The sequence below is a fragment of the Microcoleus sp. F4-D5 genome (assembly GCF_036704885.1).
Taxonomy (GTDB): Bacteria; Cyanobacteriota; Cyanobacteriia; order Cyanobacteriales; family Microcoleaceae; genus Microcoleus.
This window is the reverse complement of record NZ_JAUBSX010000001.1, coordinates 232,206-248,228: the sequence shown is the minus strand read 5'-3', so window position 1 is coordinate 248,228 and position 16,023 is coordinate 232,206. Positions and strand designations below refer to the sequence as shown.

The window sequence follows — 16,023 nt, the reverse complement described above, 5'->3', positions numbered from 1 at the left end:
ATTGATATGATTTCAGTGTACCCCTTAGTTATGGCATTGGGTGAGGTCAATGAACCCAGCAGAAAAGCCCAAGGTTTCCGCACTAAGTATAATTGCTTTGACCGTAGGTGCGATCGGGCTCCTCAACTCCTGCACTCAAGTCCAGTCGCAAGAGTCGCAAAGCATTAAAATTGACGGTTCCAGCACTGTGTATCCAATTACAGATGCGATCGCCAAAGAATATCAAAATACCAATCCCAAAAAAGCATCAATTACTGTTGAATTCTCCGGTACTGGTGGAGGATTTAGAAAGTTTTGTGCTGGCGAAACTGACATCAGCAACGCCTCGCGACCCATCAGCCCCGGGGAAATGGAAGCCTGCAACAAAGCAGGCATCCGCTACTACGAATTACCTGTCGCATTTGACGCGCTCACAGTAGTAGTCAATCCCAAAAATAGCTGGGCAAAAGACATCACAGTAGCCGAACTAAAAAAACTTTGGGAACCCGCCGCCCAAGGAAAAATTACCCGCTGGAATCAGATTCGACCTAATTGGCCAAATCAACCTATAACCCTTTACGGTGCAGGCAAAGATTCCGGTACATTTGACTACTTCACAGAGGCAACAGTAGGTACTGCGAAAGCCAGCCGTACCGACTATACAGCTAGTGAAGATGACACAGTTTTAGTGCAAGGAGTTATTAAAGACGAAAATGCTTTAGGTTACTTTGGATTGTCCTATTACGAAGACAACCAAAGTCAATTGAAAGCTGTAGGTATTGACAGAGGCAAAGGAGCAGTGTTGCCAACCCGCGAAACTGTAGAAAAAGCTCAGTATCAGCCCCTGGCACGACCTCTATTTATCTATGTCAACTACAATTCTGCTCAAAATAAAGTAGAACTACGCAACTTTGTAGAATTCTACATGAAGAAAGCTCCGACCTTAGTTAGTTCTGTGGGTTATATTCCTTTACCAAAAGAAGGCTATCAACTAATTTATCAGCACTTCTACAATGGGAAGGTGGGCACAGTTTTTGGTGGCCAAGCTCAGCTTGACTTGACTGTTGGCGAGTTATTGCGACAGCAGGCAAAATTTTAATCTTTTCTCATAAAGTTTCACTTACCAGTTAACTAAATGAACCATCCTCAAGCAACTAACTCACCTGTCCAAGCAGGAAGCAAGCTCAGTTTTTTTGAAAGATACCTCACCCTTTGGGTATTTCTTTGCATTTTAGGCGGTATTATTCTCGGTAGACTATTCCCCAGCGTCGCCGTCAGCCTTGATGCTCTCAGCTTTTATCAGGTGTCAATTCCTATTGCCATTTGTCTATTTTTTATGATGTATCCCATCATGGTAAAAATTGACTTTACCCAGGCGGCTAATGCAGCGCGATCGCCCAAACCAGTGATCTTAACATTAGTCGTTAACTGGCTCATCAAACCATTGACAATGGTAGCATTTTCTCAGTTTTTCTTGGGTTGGCTATTTCGCCCCCTCATTACCGGCACAGAAATAATTCGTGGCAGTGAAGTCTCCATCGCTAGTTCCTACATTGCCGGGACAATATTATTAGGAATTGCCCCTTGTACTGCGATGGTTTTAATGTGGGGATATCTGTCCTACGGAAATCAAGGACATACTCTCGTTATGGTGGCCGTTAATTCCCTAGCCATGCTGTTTTTATATGCACCACTAGGCAGATGGCTGTTAGCAGCAAATGATTTAGTTGTTCCTTGGCAGACAATAGTATTGTCTGTATTAATTTATGTCGGTTTGCCCTTAGTCGCCGGAATGTATAGCCGTTTCTGGATTTTCAAACATAAAGGGCGAGAATGGTTTGAACGAGAGTTTATGCAATATCTGAGTCCAGTTGCTACGGCTGCCCTTTTGATTACGCTAATTCTTTTGTTTGCCTTCAAAGGAGAGTTGATTGTTAACAATCCCGTGCACATTCTTTTAATTGCTGTGCCTCTGTTTATCCAGACAAACTTCATTTTCATGATTTCTTATGTAGCAGCTTTAAAACTAAACTTGTGCTACGAAGATTCAGCACCGGCCGCCCTGATTGGGGCCAGCAATCATTTTGAGGTAGCGATTGCTACGGCTGTGATGCTGTTTGGCTTAAACTCAGGTGCAGCCTTGGCCACAGTTGTTGGTGTTTTAATTGAGGTTCCAGTGATGTTAATGTTAGTAGAAGTCTGCAAGCGAACAGCATTTTGGTTTACCCGAAAACCAGAAACTGCCTCGCTGCGAGACCCTCGTTGTCTTCCCTATTCCAATTGATAGAATATCATGAACGAATTTACTCACAAACCCCGAATTCTCTTTTTATACGGCTCTTTAAGAGAGCGTTCTTACAGCCGCTTGTTGGCGGAAGAAGCGGCGAGAATTATTGAGGATTTCGGTGCAGAAGTTAGGTTTTTTAATCCTCTAGAATTGCCGATTTACGGCAGCGTTCCCGATACTCATCCGAAGGTTCAAGAGTTGCGGGAATTAAGCCTGTGGTCGGAGGGTCAAGTGTGGTCTAGTCCAGAAATGCACGGCAATATTACCGGCATTATGAAAAATCAAATTGACTGGATTCCTTTAAGTATTGGGGCTGTCAGACCGACTCAAGGCCGAACTTTGGCGGTGATGCAAGTCAGCGGCGGTTCGCAGTCTTTTAATGCTGTCAATACTTTGAGAATTTTGGGCCGCTGGATGCGGATGTTTACGATTCCGAATCAGTCTTCGGTTGCTAAGGCTTATCAGGAGTTTAATGAAGATGGGACGATGAAGGATTCGCCTTACCGCGATCGCGCGATCGACGTAATGGAGGAACTGTACAAATTTACCTTGCTGTTGCGGGAGCAAACCGACTATTTGACCGATCGCTACAGCGAACGCAAGGAACAAGCCGCTAAAGAGGCGATCGCCCTAGCAAATCGCGCCCTTGAGGTTAACTCTGCTAAGAGTATCTAAAGTTGGCCTTTCCCTAGGAGGTATCCAAAATAACTGATGAAAACTTCAACCATTTTAAAGAAACTTTCCTTTTTAGACCGTTACCTAACCTTATGGATTTTTCTGGCAATGGTCATCGGCGTTGCCTTGGGAGTTTTCATCCCAGGTATCGAAGGATTTATCAACCAATTTCAAGTGGGAACAACGAATGTCCCGATTGCCATTGGCTTAATTCTGATGATGTATCCACCCCTTGCCAAGGTGCGATATGAAGAGTTAGGGGATATATTTCGCAATCCTAGGATTCTCGGTCTCTCGTTATTGCAAAACTGGGTAATCGGCCCGATTTTAATGTTTCTGTTAGCCATCACTTTTCTACATGATTACCCTGAATATATGGCCGGCTTGATTATGATTGGAATAGCCCCCTGTATTGCGATGGTAATTGTCTGGAGCGAGTTAGCCAAAGGAGATACTGAATATACAGCCGGACTTGTGGCATTCAACAGTATTTTTCAAGTTTTATTTTACAGCGTTTATGCCTGGTTTTTTCTCACAGTTTTACCGCCATTATTTGGCTTAAAAGGCAGCGTTGTTAACATAGGAATTGGAGACATTGCTCAAACTGTTTTAATTTATTTAGGGATTCCATTTCTGGCAGGATTTTTAACTCGCACCGCGTTAATCAAAGCCAAAGGAAAGCGCTGGTATCACAGTGAGTTCGTTCCTAAAATCAGTCCGCTTACACTGATTTCCCTTTTGTTTACCATCGTAGTCATGTTTAGCTTAAAGGGAAATTTAATTGTTCAGATTCCCAGGGATGTGGTGCGGATAGCGATTCCGTTGCTGCTCTACTTTGTGCTAATGTTCTTAGAAACTTTCTACATGGCATGGAAAATAAAAGCTGACTATGCGAAATCAGCAAGTTTAGCTTTCACTGCTGCTAGCAATAACTTTGAATTAGCCATTGCTGTCACGATTGCCGTGTTTGGTATTAACTCCGGTGCTGCCTTTGCTGCGGTGATTGGGCCCTTAGTAGAAGTTCCTGTGCTGATTAGTTTAGTTAACCTTGCACTGTGGTTTGAGAAGCGATTTTTTAGACGCAATACGCCCGAGTCTGTCTAGCCTAGTCATACAATTTTCCGACAAGCAATAACCAACAAAAACCATGAAAAAAGTAATGTTTGTTTGCAAAAGAAACTCCTGCCGATCGCAAATGGCAGAAGGATTTGCTAAAACCATCGGAGCCGGCAAGATTGCAGTCACCAGTTCCGGGTTAGAATCAAGCAGAGTTCATCCGACAGCAATTCAAGTCATGTCAGAAATCGGCATCGACATCACCGATCAAACATCCAACCCATTGAACGAATTCAATGCAGAAGACTACGATGCCGTAATTTCTCTCTGCGGCTGCGGCGTGAATTTACCCGAAGCGTGGGTATTGCGAGAAGTGTTTGAAGATTGGCAACTCGACGATCCCGACGGACAACCCATCGAAACTTTTCACCGCGTTCGAGATGAAATTAAAGCACGAGTTGAAACATTAGTTGACTCTCTAAAGTAAGATTAATATAGCAATTCTAAATCATTTGTGAATTTCTTACGGACTCAGAGCGGGTTCGGGGAGGGTTGGGGTGGAGTAAAAAATTTACGACTCATTTAAAATTGCTATAGTCCTACAGGCACGGGTGGCCAGAAACCGGGTTTTTTGCCCAGAAGACGCACTGCAACCCGCCAAAACGCCAAAAAACCCGGTTTCTTAGGTTTTGATGCGTCCATAACTATTAGAATTAGTGCTAAATTATGAGAGGCGTTCCGCCGGAACACCTCTACATTCGTTGCGAGCACAGACCAAAAGGTTAGCACATGATTCAGACAGCAGTCACGCCTTTCAAAAACAAACTTCACTCAGCTTTAACTAAAAAGCAGATTGCAGTTTTACAAATTAATCTCGGCAAACGCTGCAACCTCGCTTGCACTCACTGCCACGTAGAAGCTAGCCCGAAACGAACAGAAGAACTTTCGCCGGAAATTTGCGACCAATTAATTGAAATCATTCGCCGCTTTCCTCAAATTCAAACTGTTGACCTCACCGGCGGTGCTCCCGAAATGCTTTACGGTTTTAAACCGCTAGCGGAAGCTGCCAGGGCGGCAGGTAAAGAGGTCATTGTTCGTTCTAATTTGACGATTTACTTTGAAAAAGGTTTTGAAGATATTCCCGAATATTGCGCGCAGCAGCAACTCAGAATTGTGGCGTCGCTTCCTTGCTACCAAGCTGACAATGTGGACAAAATGCGGGGCAGCGGTGTTTTTGACAGTTCGATTCGGGCGCTGCAAAAGCTAAATCAGTTGGGATACGGAAAAAACCCAAATTTAACTCTGGATTTGGTGTACAATCCACAAGTGCCGGCAACAGACAAGTTTTCGCTAACACCGGAACAAGGCAAGTTAGAGCAAGATTACAAGGTTTATTTAGCGGAACATTTTGGGATTTGTTTTAATCAATTGTTCGCGATTACTAATTTGCCGGTGGGACGGACTAAGTTTCATTTGGAACATAAGAAACTTCACAAGCCTTATCTGGGGTTTTTGGAGGATAATTTTAATCCCGGTACTGTGGAACATTTAATGTGCCGTAACGAATTGTCGATCGACTATTTGGGCAATGTCTACGACTGCGATTTTAATCAGATGGAAAATCTGCCGGCAAAAACTGGCAGCGGAGAAAAGATAACTGTTGCTAAGTTGCTCGAATCTGGCAGTTTAGATGTGATTCAAGAGGTACAAACTGCGGCTTATTGTTACGGCTGTACGGCGGGTTGCGGTTCAAGCTGCGGCGGTACTTTGATTTAATTGAAGGTAAAAGTTGTGCTTTATTACAGAGTTTTGCACTGCTAAAGCGCAACTAGAAACCTTACGGTGTATGCTACGGTGTATGCAATGAATGAGTGGGGAGTTTAGGTAATGAATGATTCGCGATCGCCCGATGAAAATCCACCGCCATCAAATAGGTGGAAGCTGATTTTAGGGATTGGTTTAGCTGTGGCTTTGATTGTGGCGGCAAAGTTTTTTAACTTCCAAGGAATTCTGAAAAATGCCTTGGAGTCGATCGCCAGTCTCGGCCCTTGGGGCCCGGCAGCTTTTATTCTAATTTACATTGTCGCAACGGTTCTATTTATCCCCGGTTCTTTGCTGACTCTCGGTTCTGGCGTTTTGTTCGGAGTCGTTGGCGGTTCGGTTTGTGTTTCCATCGCCTCAGTTTTAGGCGCAACTTGCGCTTTTTTGGTAGGGCGGTATTTAACTCGCGACTGGGTTTCCAAACAGATAGAGGGCAATCAAAAATTTCAGGCGATCGACTCCGCAGTTGCCTCTGAAGGATGGAAAATTGTGCTGCTGACGCGGCTTTCTCCCATTTTTCCGTTTAATTTGCTTAACTATGCTTTTGGAGTCACGCAGGTATCTCTAAAAGACTATTTTTTCGCATCTTGGATCGGCATGATTCCGGGAACTGTCATGTATGTTTATATCGGTTCCCTGGCCGGGAGTTTGGCTGCACTCGGATCTAGCGGGCGATCGCGCACTGCTGCTGAGTGGGCTCTCTACGGCATTGGTTTGCTAGCAACGATCGCCCTCACCGTTTATGCAACCCGCTTGGCAAAAAAAGCTTTAGACGAAAAAATTTCCCCTTGAACTTATAGCGCAGATTGGTATTATTGTCAATAAGTATTTACCCTTAAGTTAGAATACATTGCTAATTTAAAAAACTCCGTGTTTTCTCTGTGTTATTTACAATTATTTTGTTATACAAACGAGATAGACGTTAAAGATATCGTAAAGCAAAAACCTCAAGTATGTAAACCGAAGGTCGAAATATAAAATTGATGCAAAAATAGAATGCTAGCGCCCAACCATAAGAAAAATTGTTTGCAGTCAGGAATGCAAGTCATACCATTTGAGATTTTAGATGTGAGATTTTAGATTGGAAATGACTGATGACCACCAGGGTTGGCAGCACCGGTCTACAGTTGCATTATTTTCTGGAACTGGTCTTACGACTTGGCTGATATTAATTCTGCCGAATGACCAATACTGTTTGATGAATTTGATTCGGAGAGAACATTTGATGATGCAAAACCCAGCAAATCAAGCCGGATCTGTGTCTGCGCTGCCGCACCAAACAAAAAACCTGCGCCGCTTTTGGGAAAACATCAGCAATTCTGCTCAATCGCGGTGGCAGCAAGCGCAGAGTCTTTGGCAACACAGACGGCAGCGCCGCCATTTGCTGACCCTGCTAATTCTTGGCACCACCGCTTTAACCATTAGCACAACTGCTTGCATCAGCTATTTTTTTGTGCGCGGACTAATCCTCGACAATTTAAAGGAAATAGCCCTATTAAAACTAGAAAAAGGCACTGACGAAATCGACCGCTGGCTTAGCAGCCGCAAAGCAGAAATAGAAACCATTGCTTACGATCCTACGGTTGGCACTCTCAATTGGAAATTAGTCGAACCCCGGTTACAAGGAGAAATATACAGATTAAAAGAGTATTTCGTCCTGTCATTAACTCAACCCGACGGCTCATTTATTAACACTTTAGGCAACCACGCGAACAGCAAAGACCGCCAACACTTTAAAAAAGCAATGGCCGGGCAGCTCAACGTTTCAGACCCGCTAATCGGTCGCAGTACAAAAGTTTCGACGATCGTCATTTCAGCTCCTATTTGGGCCTTGCCTCCCGCTCCCAATAAAGTAATTGGAGTCCTCTCAGGCAGCATTAAATTAGACCGAGTAACATCTGTCGCTAACAGCTTGCTGTACGGTTCCGACAGTTATGCTTTTGCGCTCAATTCGCAAGGAGTGCCAATTGTTCATCCCAACAATAATTTAATCGGAAATATCGACCAGGAGACACCAAGCTTTTTACAGTCACAAGACCCCGCACTCTCCACAATTGCGCGGCAGATGATCGACCGCCAGACGAACATTGAACTGGTAAAAATAGATAACAAATGGGTGTATGTAGCCTATGCTCCCCTCAAGGAAGTTAACTGGTCGATGGCTTTAGTAATTCCCCGCGAAAATATTGAATCCCAACTGCAAGCATTAAATTTGCTGACATCCGTAGTAGCCGGACTGCTCGGCCCGGCAATGCTAGCAGCAATTTGGCTAATTTACTCTTCTGAAAACAATCGCGCTCAAGCGGAGCGAGAAGCCATGCTCAACCGGATTGCCGGACGCATTCGCGCTTCCCTAGAATTAGACCAGATCGTGCAAAGTACAGTCGAAGAAATAGTAAGTTTGCTGCATTTAGAACGGGCGGCTTTTGGTTGGTACAAACCACAAGAAAAAATGTTACAAATCCTGTGGGAATGTTGCCCTTCTGATGGTTCGACACAACCTATAAAGTTTGAGCCTTACTTTGTCGGAAATGTGTTATTGCGGAGCGGTCAAGGCGATCCAATTATTTTTTCGAGGGACACTTTGGCTGAGGGTGAAGCTCAACATATCGAACTTAAAGCTAATAGCTATTTAGCCGTGCCTGTCCAGACTCAAAACCAGCCGCAGGGTTATTTAATTTGCAGCCACGCTATTAATTGGCTGTGGAGCGGGGAGGAAATCCAACTGTTAAAAGCTGTGGCAGACCAATTGGCGATCGCAATTACTCAAGCTCACCTTTACAGTCAAACCCAAAACCAAGTAAAATTGCTAAATAGTGCTTTAAATGAACTAAAAAAAACTCAAACTCATTTAGTGCAGAGCGAAAAAATGTCATCCCTCGGTCAAATGGTGGCCGGGATAGCGCACGAAATCAACAACCCGGTTAACTTCATTTCGGCTAATTTGCCTCACACCAGCAAATATACAAAAGATTTATTAGAGTTGGTGAATTTATACAAACAAACATTCCCAGAGGTACCCCAGGAAATCGCAGATTTTAGCGAAGAAATCGAGTTGGAATTTATCCAGGAAGATTTGCCGCATATATTGGATTCTATGAAAATAGGAACCGAACGCATTCGCAGCATAGTTCTTTCTTTGCGTAACTTTTCTCGCCTCGATGAATCTGACAAAAAGCTGGCGGACATTCACGAAGGTATCGAAAATACCTTGCTGTTGCTCTCCAACCGCCTCAAAAATAGAATTTATATAGTCAAGAAATACGGCAAAGTGCCTTCAGTCGAGTGCTATCCCTCTCAGCTCAATCAGGTGTTTATGAACTTGCTGAGCAATGCGATCGATGCCTTGAACGAGATCGATCGCCTGGATAAAATTATTACAATTTCCACGGGCGTAGTTCGCGAAAATGGCGGAAAATTTCTGAAAGTGGCGATCGCCGACAACGGCCCCGGCATTCCCGACAGCGTTAAAGACCAAATTTATAACCCATTTTTTACTACCAAACCCGTGGGAAAAGGCACAGGTTTGGGGTTAGCAATTAGCTACAAAATTGTAGTGGACGGACACGGCGGCAGCATCGAAATTTCTAAACCTCCGGGCGGCGGCACGCAGTTTTTGGTAAAAATTCCTATTAGTAACGGGAAGTAATACCATTTTAGATTTTAGATTTTAGATTTTAGATTTTAGATTTTAGATTTTAGATTTTAGATTTTAGATTTTAGATTTTAGATGGGGGAAGGACTGATAAAATAAGAGTTTATAGCTTGTCTACAGTTGCCTTTTTTAAAATCGTACAAGCAGGAAATGGGAAAGGAAGCCCGCAGATTTTGTAACGCTGTAACGCAGGTAAGGGATAGAGGGAAAAGGGAAGAAGAGCTCAACAGTTTTAATTAATGCTAAATTTACGCCCGTTGGCTAAAATTAGAAGAGTTTTTGTTAAAGGAGTTTTATGGCTGTTGGCAAGGATACAATTTTCGATCGCTTTTTGTCGCCCCTGATTCGACTGGCGATCGACGAAGAAGCACTGAAACGACTCTACGAAGGTATCGATTGGGAAACAGCGGGCGATCGCTACCGACAACCCAACTTAGTTTATCCCGAATATTACAGCAGCCAAAACTTTCACGGCATTAAAGGTGGCTACCTCAGCCCCAGTGCCGCCGTTTCCTACGATCCAATTACCCAATATCTTTTGCCTCCCCACGAAACAGTCGTCAGGCAAGGCTTAATTGACGCGGTGCGGGTGAAACCGCGCCGAATCATCGATTTGGGATGCGGCACCGGTTCGACAACCCTCATGCTCAAGCAAGCTTTTCCCGAAGCGGAAGTTGTCGGCTTGGACTTGTCGCCTTATATGCTGGTAGTTGCCGAAATGAAAGCCCAAAAAGCCGGCTTAAATATCCAATGGTTGCACGGAAATGCCGAAAGCGTTGCTTTTCCTGACGCTAGCTTTGATTTAGTCGCAGCTTCCTTGCTGTTTCACGAGACGCCGCCTGCTGTATCGCGGGCAATTTTGCGAGAAAGCTTCCGACTGCTGAAGGTTGGGGGACAAGTGGCAATTTTGGATGGCAATCAAAAAACTTTGCGGCAGACAGAGTGGCTGACTGATATGTTTGAAGAGCCTTATATTAAGTCTTACGCCGCTGGCTGCATCGATGCTTGGGCGGGGGCTGCTGGATTCGCGGCGGTGCAAACTCACGAACACTGGTGGGTGCATCAGGTGACGCAGGGCGTGAAACCTTTGCCGGGGGAAGATTTGGAACAGGTGCCGCTGGCGAGGGGGTGGAATTTGGGCGATCGAACTCCTGATTTTGATGGCGATTTACCGGGCATTCCAGCTCCCGCTTGATTTATTGTTATTAATACCAATGTTAAAAAGTGTTGCTACAATCCTCAAATCTTATACCAATTATTAAAAGTCGCAGCGGACGGTAAGGAAACAGCATTGCCGTCTCCCTACAGATGCTCGCGTACAATTTATGTGTCACCTTACTTTTAATAATTAGTATAAATTCTTTTTTTCTTCTTCCTGACATCCGTTACATCTTGTACATTGCTCGTTGCCGAACTTCTTTCTTCTCTCTTCTAATGACTCTAAAAGCAGTTTTATTTGATTTTAATGGCGTGATTGTTAATGACGAGCCAATTCACGAGAAAATAATCGATCAATTGATGCTCGATGAAAATCTCCAGCTCAAACGTGGGGAGTTTCGAGAAATTTGTTTGGGAAAAAGCGATCGCGCTTGCATTACCGCACTCCTCGAGCGCCGGGGACGATATGTGACAGAAACGTACCTCGACCGGCTGCGGCGGCGCAAGGCCGAAGCTTACAAAGCTCAAATAGATACTTTGGAGAAACTGCCGATTTATCCGGGTTTGGCAGAATTTATTGACAAAATTCGGGCCGCCGGACTGAAAATGGCCGTAGTTAGCGGGGCAATGCGATCGGATATAGAATTGGTGTTAGATCGGGCAGGTTTGGCAGCAAACTTTGAGTTAATTGTCGCAGGCGACGACTTGACGGCTAGCAAACCAGCGCCCGACGGCTATCTCTTGGCTGTGGAACTTTTCAACCAGAAATATCCCCACTTTAACCTGCAACCGATCGAGTGTTTGGCCGTTGAAAATACTTTTGCGGGGATTGAAGCGGCGAAAAAAGCCGGGATTCAGGTAGCGGGGGTGACTCACACTTACCCGTTTCACATGATCCAGCGCCAAGCTAATTGGACGGTGGACTATTTTGCCGATTTAGAGTTGGACAGAGTGGCCCAACTTTGCTCGATCGCCCCCACTGAGCCGGCTGCGCGAAACACTTGACGTTTTTGGCAATTACGTGCTAGTCTAAGTGACGGTCTGCTAACTTAAGAGCAAGCAAGACCTGTAAGCCTTTTAGATTCGGCAATCCCGCATCTAAAATGCTAAATTAAAACTCAATCAGGGGAATTAGCTCAGTTGGTAGAGCGCTGCGATCGCACCGCAGAGGCCAGCGGTTCGAGTCCGCTATTCTCCATATATCAAATAACAAATTATGTGTCGTCGTTAACACATTAATGTCCTCATAATAGACAATATCTAGCTTAAAGTTTGAGAGGAGGCGGGGAGTGCGATCGCAAACTCTGCTCCACCTCCCAAAGATGAAATTATCTTTATTTTTCCCCGATGTTTTTCCACAATCTGGTAGCAAATTGCCAGGCCAATACCCGTGCCTTTTCCTGGTTCTTTAGTTGTGAAAAATGGGTCAAATAACTTACTTTGAATTGCGGGTGAAATGCCAGGGCCGTTATCGCAAATTCGCACCAAAATTTGGCTGCTGTCCAACTTTTGCGTCTGAATTAAAATCTGAGGATTTTTCCCTTTTTTAGAGTTACCCCATGACTCTTCTAGTGCATCTATCGCATTTACTATGATATTCATAAATACTTGATTTAGCTGCGCTGGATAACACTCTATTTCGGGCAATTGTCCATAGTTTTTGACCACTTCAATTCCCTGCTTGAGGCGACTGTTCAAAATCAATAGTGTGTTGTCAATGCCTTCATGGATATCAACTAATTTCATTTGAGCTTCATCTAAACGAGAGAAGTTTCGCAAAGACAAAACTATTTGCCGGATGCGTTCTGAACCTATTTTCATAGATTCAAGCAGTTTTAGTAAATCCTCTGTGAGAAATTCTAGTTCTATCTCTGCGATTTTTTCTGCGATCGCCTCTGTGGGTTGTGGGTATTCTTGCTGATAGAGACGAAGTAAATTCAGCAAATCTATAATATACTGGTTGGCGTATTCTAGGTTGCCGTAAATAAAGTTAATAGGGTTGTTTATTTCATGGGCTACGCCTGCCACCATCTGCCCTAAGCTGGACATTTTTTCGGTTTGAATTAACTGGGTTTGAGTGTGCTTTAGTTGGTAAAGTGCTGCTGTAAGTTCTTCTGTTCTTTCTTCGACTCGCTCTTCTAAAGTTTGGCGAGCCTGTTCTAATTCATGGGTGTATTCTGCTACCCATTCAACTAATTGATTGATGGATTTGGCTAAGGTTCCCACTTCATCTTCTGTGGTGACAGGTACTTGCAAATCAAAATTTGCTTGTTGAGTAATAGTTTTAGCTACGGTGGTTGCCGCTTGGAGAGGAAGGGCGATCGCGCGGCTGGTACAGATGGCTAGAAAAATAGCGATCGCGACTGACACTAACATACTCACTACGATGATTTGCTCTCGCAAATTCTCAGCTTTATTAAAGTTAATGTATGCTTGTTTCTGCTGTGCCTTAGCTACTTCTGTCATCAAGCTCAAACTCTCTGAAAGCCGATCGAACTTCACATCGAGATTAACTGCTTTATCCCCTCTGATTAAATCCAATACTTGCTGCTGTGCCTCTTTAACTTCCTCTGGTTTTAGTGAGGAGGTATCTATTTCTTGCCAAAAAGATTTGAGCAATTGAGAATACGAATCGGTCGCAGTTGTGTAACCATTTAACAGTTCCTTTAAGTCAGCAGAATTTACTGCTAATTCTGTGGAATGTTCTTCCGTAAATAAAGCTAGTTCTGCAATATTTTTTTTGACTGCATCCACATCTTTCAAGAACTTAGCAGTTTCATATTCAAACCAGATTGAATCTCCCAATACAGAGATTAGCCGTTTGGGATGTGACTGCACTGCTTGCACGGAATATTCTAAATCCCTGAGCAAATCTTGTTGCTCGTCGGCGAAGGTTAAAGCTTGGAATGCTTGATTTTGGTAATAGTCTCCATAGATCATTCCCCCTGTGGTTCCTAGTACGGCTATTCCAATTGCTACGGAGTAGCCATAAGTAATTTTTTTGGCAATGCTTAAGCGAGAAATGAAGCGGTTAATTGCAGTCAAGGGAGTTTTTTTGAGAGGATTTTTGATGTCGCGAGATCCTTCAGTGACAGCAACATTATTTTTTCGTCTATTGAGGATAAGGTTTTTGAACATCACAGCTCCATTTTCTCCCTGTTCAAATTTCTGCATACTGGCAACCCGATCTAAATTTTAACAAGTGTATTTAGTAAATGCACATAAATAAAGTCTCTTATTTGTAGTAGGGGCAATATTCCCTATAGTTTATGGATTAAGGGCTAAAGCCCTACAAACTAGGCGTTAGATAAAATTTAACCTTAAAAGACATTTCCCTGACCAATAGCTTGATAAACTTCGCGAATCATGTTATAATCACTGTCGTTTGCTGGCATCATTTTAGCTCCTTTATACTTGGCATTAAATTTGCCGACCAAAAGCGCTTCAATCAGTCGATCTTGATTTTTTACCAGGCGATCGCGCATTTTTTTAACCAGGGTATTAGGCAGATTGCTACTAGCAACAAACAAGTCACTAGGTAAGGGTTGCCCTGTGGCAATAATCCGAAAATTACTTGCCGATAAACCGTCTCTTTCGAGTGAATCTTTGTATCTATTAAAACCAATTGCTAAGGCATCAACTTGGTTTTTTTTAAGAGCCTGCAAACCCTTTTTCCCCAACATTGAAATTTTGAAGTCGGATTGGGGATTTAAGCCAGCTTCGAGTAGAATTTTAGTAGGCCCTAGATGACCGCCCGTTGAACCTATTTCCCACATAGCTATTGTTTTTCCTTTCAATTGTGCTGCTGATTTAATCTCGCTCTTGGCAGGAACAAGAATAATTGAGTGATAGTCGGGGCGGGTGATGGCAATGATGGGAACAGCATTTGTCCGGGCCCGCACAATCACATATTCAGATGGTCCTGTTAGAGCTAATTTTAGCTGACCCGACTGGAGAGCTACGGCTGCTGCTATATAGTTGTCTACTGGGAAAAATTCAATTTTTTTCTCCAAAACTTCCCCAAGAACAGTCCGAAAGGTTTGATAATTTTGTTGCAAATCTTCTGCTCCCTGAATATCAGTTACGGCAAATTCAAGGGTTTCTGGTTCACTGTCGGGCAAATTGGAAAAACTGCGATTAGATTGATTTACTGTTGTAGAACAGCTTGCTACAAACAATAGGGAGAACCCAAGAAAATGCCGCCTTTTCATAATTTTTAGGAGTTTTAGTGGCAGTTGAAAATTGCATGACTATTATAAGCTATTTGGAATAAGCTTTGATTAAAAGAGATTATCTATTGGTTAAAATTATGTGCGGAAAAAATCTTTAAGAAAATTTTTATCGATCGGTGTTCGGGTTGGGAGCGTAAGGCAGCGGATATTGTAAACCTAACTCCTTAAACGCTGCCTGCGGTAACTGACATGAATCGCAAACGCCACAAGTAACTTCACTGTAGGCGTCACAAGATCAAGTTTTTTCCCAACGCACTCCCAATTATTTCCTAATTTAATGATTTCTGTCTTTTTTAGCTCAATCAGCGGTGTTGAGATAGAAATTGCCTCGCCTTCTCTCCCTTGTTTTGTCCCTAGCTGAAATACTTCTTTCATGGCTTGAATATAATCGGGGCGACAGTCCCGATAGCCGGAATAATCTAAAGCGTTGAGGCAAATGCAAATGCGATCGGCGTTGAGACTTTCGGCCCAGGCGAGGCAAAAATTTAGGACAATTGTATGGGAAAATTGTATGGCGAGTGGGAACGTAGGTGATGGGGATGTTTTCGGACACTCGATCGAGGGTGCGATCGCGCCAAAAAAGCGTCTGTGTGTCCTGCAACGGTTTTCAAGGCAGCGATCGCCTTAACGGAGATGGATCGATCGGGTACAATTCCGTATCGCGAGCACGCCTCTAGAGCAGTTTGATTTTATAATCAACCTTCTAAGCTGTTTTTTCAAAAAACGATGCTTAATTGGTTAGACGCTGCCCAAATTTTTGCCAGCCCCGTTTTTTAAGAACCAACACAGAATTTGTGAAAAGTTTAAATAGCGACAACGAGCGTGTTAAAGTCACTGCTGTACTTTTTGGGTAAAAAATGCTACAATCCATATCTAGCAAGGACTTCAGATCCTCGGAGTGATACGGCATTAATTTTTAAAAGCGACAAATAATTTGTTATTCGACAATCAGGGTGATTTACACAAGTCCGATCGTACTCAAAGCACAGTGCGATCGCCGCGCGTTTTGAGAGACTGTACTTTAAATTGTCGAAAATTGTCCTTAAACTTTAATTTACTTAACAATAAATTTTGTATCCAAAAATACAACTCTCTGATTGAGGGAGTCTTAATATCAAGTCGCTATGTGTTATTATTCTCAATCATCTGACTCATCTATT

13 protein-coding genes, 1 tRNA gene and 1 pseudogene are annotated in these 16,023 nt (G+C 43.4%); 12 read left to right on the top strand and 3 right to left on the bottom strand.

The genetic code is table 11. The features are described 5' to 3' along the window. Window positions 1-49 precede the first annotated feature (49 nt). The 11 genes from QUA80_RS01145 (at window position 50) to QUA80_RS01095 (ending at window position 11,829) form a co-directional block, all read left to right on the top strand. The gene (locus tag QUA80_RS01145) at window positions 50-1,078 is read left to right on the top strand and encodes a PstS family phosphate ABC transporter substrate-binding protein (RefSeq protein WP_333420582.1); all 1,029 of its coding nucleotides are present in this window, start codon (window positions 50-52) and stop codon (window positions 1,076-1,078) included. 36 nt (window positions 1,079-1,114) lie between these two features. Beyond that, window positions 1,115-2,263, top strand: a complete 1,149-nt coding sequence (gene arsB, locus QUA80_RS01140) for an ACR3 family arsenite efflux transporter (protein ID WP_333420580.1) — start codon at window positions 1,115-1,117, stop codon at window positions 2,261-2,263. 9 nt (window positions 2,264-2,272) lie between these two features. After that, window positions 2,273-2,941, top strand: coding sequence for an arsenical resistance protein ArsH (arsH, locus tag QUA80_RS01135; RefSeq protein WP_333420578.1), 669 nt, complete (start codon window positions 2,273-2,275; stop codon window positions 2,939-2,941). 36 nt (window positions 2,942-2,977) lie between these two features. Further along, window positions 2,978-4,045, top strand: a complete 1,068-nt coding sequence (arsB, locus tag QUA80_RS01130; protein WP_333420576.1) for an ACR3 family arsenite efflux transporter — start codon at window positions 2,978-2,980, stop codon at window positions 4,043-4,045. A gap of 43 nt (window positions 4,046-4,088) precedes the next feature. Further along, window positions 4,089-4,484: an arsenate reductase, glutathione/glutaredoxin type gene (arsC, locus tag QUA80_RS01125; RefSeq protein WP_333420574.1), complete on the top strand. Its 396-nt coding sequence runs from the start codon at window positions 4,089-4,091 to the stop codon at window positions 4,482-4,484. A 302-nt stretch (window positions 4,485-4,786) separates the two neighbouring features. Then, window positions 4,787-5,773, top strand: a complete 987-nt coding sequence (gene arsS, locus QUA80_RS01120) for an arsenosugar biosynthesis radical SAM (seleno)protein ArsS (RefSeq protein WP_333420572.1) — start codon at window positions 4,787-4,789, stop codon at window positions 5,771-5,773. Window positions 5,774-5,884: 111 nt separating this feature from the next. Continuing rightward, the gene (locus tag QUA80_RS01115) at window positions 5,885-6,610 is read left to right on the top strand and encodes a TVP38/TMEM64 family protein (RefSeq protein WP_333420570.1); all 726 of its coding nucleotides are present in this window, start codon (window positions 5,885-5,887) and stop codon (window positions 6,608-6,610) included. Between the two features lie 295 nt (window positions 6,611-6,905). Continuing rightward, entirely contained in the window at window positions 6,906-9,467 is a 2,562-nt protein-coding gene (locus tag QUA80_RS01110; protein WP_333420568.1) for an ATP-binding protein, read from the top strand. Window positions 9,468-9,768: 301 nt separating this feature from the next. Next, entirely contained in the window at window positions 9,769-10,668 is a 900-nt protein-coding gene (locus QUA80_RS01105; RefSeq protein WP_333420566.1) for a class I SAM-dependent methyltransferase, read from the top strand. Between the two features lie 239 nt (window positions 10,669-10,907). Then, entirely contained in the window at window positions 10,908-11,636 is a 729-nt protein-coding gene (locus QUA80_RS01100) for an HAD family phosphatase (protein WP_333420563.1), read from the top strand. 120 nt (window positions 11,637-11,756) lie between these two features. Continuing rightward, window positions 11,757-11,829: transfer RNA gene (locus QUA80_RS01095), tRNA-Ala, on the top strand. Window positions 11,830-11,891: 62 nt separating this feature from the next. Here QUA80_RS01095 and QUA80_RS01090 read toward each other — a convergent pair. The 3 genes and pseudogenes from QUA80_RS01090 to QUA80_RS01080 all read right to left on the bottom strand — a co-directional run. Beyond that, entirely contained in the window at window positions 11,892-13,805 is a 1,914-nt protein-coding gene (locus QUA80_RS01090; protein WP_333420561.1) for an ATP-binding protein, read from the bottom strand. A 146-nt stretch (window positions 13,806-13,951) separates the two neighbouring features. Further along, a complete protein-coding gene (phnD, locus tag QUA80_RS01085; RefSeq protein ID WP_333420559.1) occupies window positions 13,952-14,842 on the bottom strand; it encodes a phosphate/phosphite/phosphonate ABC transporter substrate-binding protein in 891 nt (296 codons plus the stop codon). A gap of 127 nt (window positions 14,843-14,969) precedes the next feature. Further along, window positions 14,970-15,434, bottom strand: a pseudogene (locus QUA80_RS01080) (7-cyano-7-deazaguanine synthase); the annotation flags it as partial. On the opposite strand from QUA80_RS01080, the gene QUA80_RS01075 reads away from it, so the two are divergent. Continuing rightward, window positions 15,403-15,540, top strand: a complete 138-nt coding sequence (locus QUA80_RS01075; protein ID WP_333420666.1) for a hypothetical protein — start codon at window positions 15,403-15,405, stop codon at window positions 15,538-15,540. The pseudogene QUA80_RS01080 and the gene QUA80_RS01075 overlap by 32 nt on opposite strands. Window positions 15,541-16,023 lie beyond the last annotated feature (483 nt).

Coding starts and splice junctions, on each gene's coding strand:
- QUA80_RS01145 (WP_333420582.1), top strand. CDS start 50: ATGAACCCAGCAGAAAAGCCCAAGGTTTCCGCACTAAGTATAATTGCT.
- arsB (WP_333420580.1), top strand. CDS start 1,115: ATGAACCATCCTCAAGCAACTAACTCACCTGTCCAAGCAGGAAGCAAG.
- arsH (WP_333420578.1), top strand. CDS start 2,273: ATGAACGAATTTACTCACAAACCCCGAATTCTCTTTTTATACGGCTCT.
- arsB (WP_333420576.1), top strand. CDS start 2,978: ATGAAAACTTCAACCATTTTAAAGAAACTTTCCTTTTTAGACCGTTAC.
- arsC (WP_333420574.1), top strand. CDS start 4,089: ATGAAAAAAGTAATGTTTGTTTGCAAAAGAAACTCCTGCCGATCGCAA.
- arsS (WP_333420572.1), top strand. CDS start 4,787: ATGATTCAGACAGCAGTCACGCCTTTCAAAAACAAACTTCACTCAGCT.
- QUA80_RS01115 (WP_333420570.1), top strand. CDS start 5,885: ATGAATGATTCGCGATCGCCCGATGAAAATCCACCGCCATCAAATAGG.
- QUA80_RS01110 (WP_333420568.1), top strand. CDS start 6,906: ATGACTGATGACCACCAGGGTTGGCAGCACCGGTCTACAGTTGCATTA.
- QUA80_RS01105 (WP_333420566.1), top strand. CDS start 9,769: ATGGCTGTTGGCAAGGATACAATTTTCGATCGCTTTTTGTCGCCCCTG.
- QUA80_RS01100 (WP_333420563.1), top strand. CDS start 10,908: ATGACTCTAAAAGCAGTTTTATTTGATTTTAATGGCGTGATTGTTAAT.
- QUA80_RS01090 (WP_333420561.1), bottom strand. CDS start 13,805: ATGCAGAAATTTGAACAGGGAGAAAATGGAGCTGTGATGTTCAAAAAC.
- phnD (WP_333420559.1), bottom strand. CDS start 14,842: ATGAAAAGGCGGCATTTTCTTGGGTTCTCCCTATTGTTTGTAGCAAGC.
- QUA80_RS01075 (WP_333420666.1), top strand. CDS start 15,403: ATGTTTTCGGACACTCGATCGAGGGTGCGATCGCGCCAAAAAAGCGTC.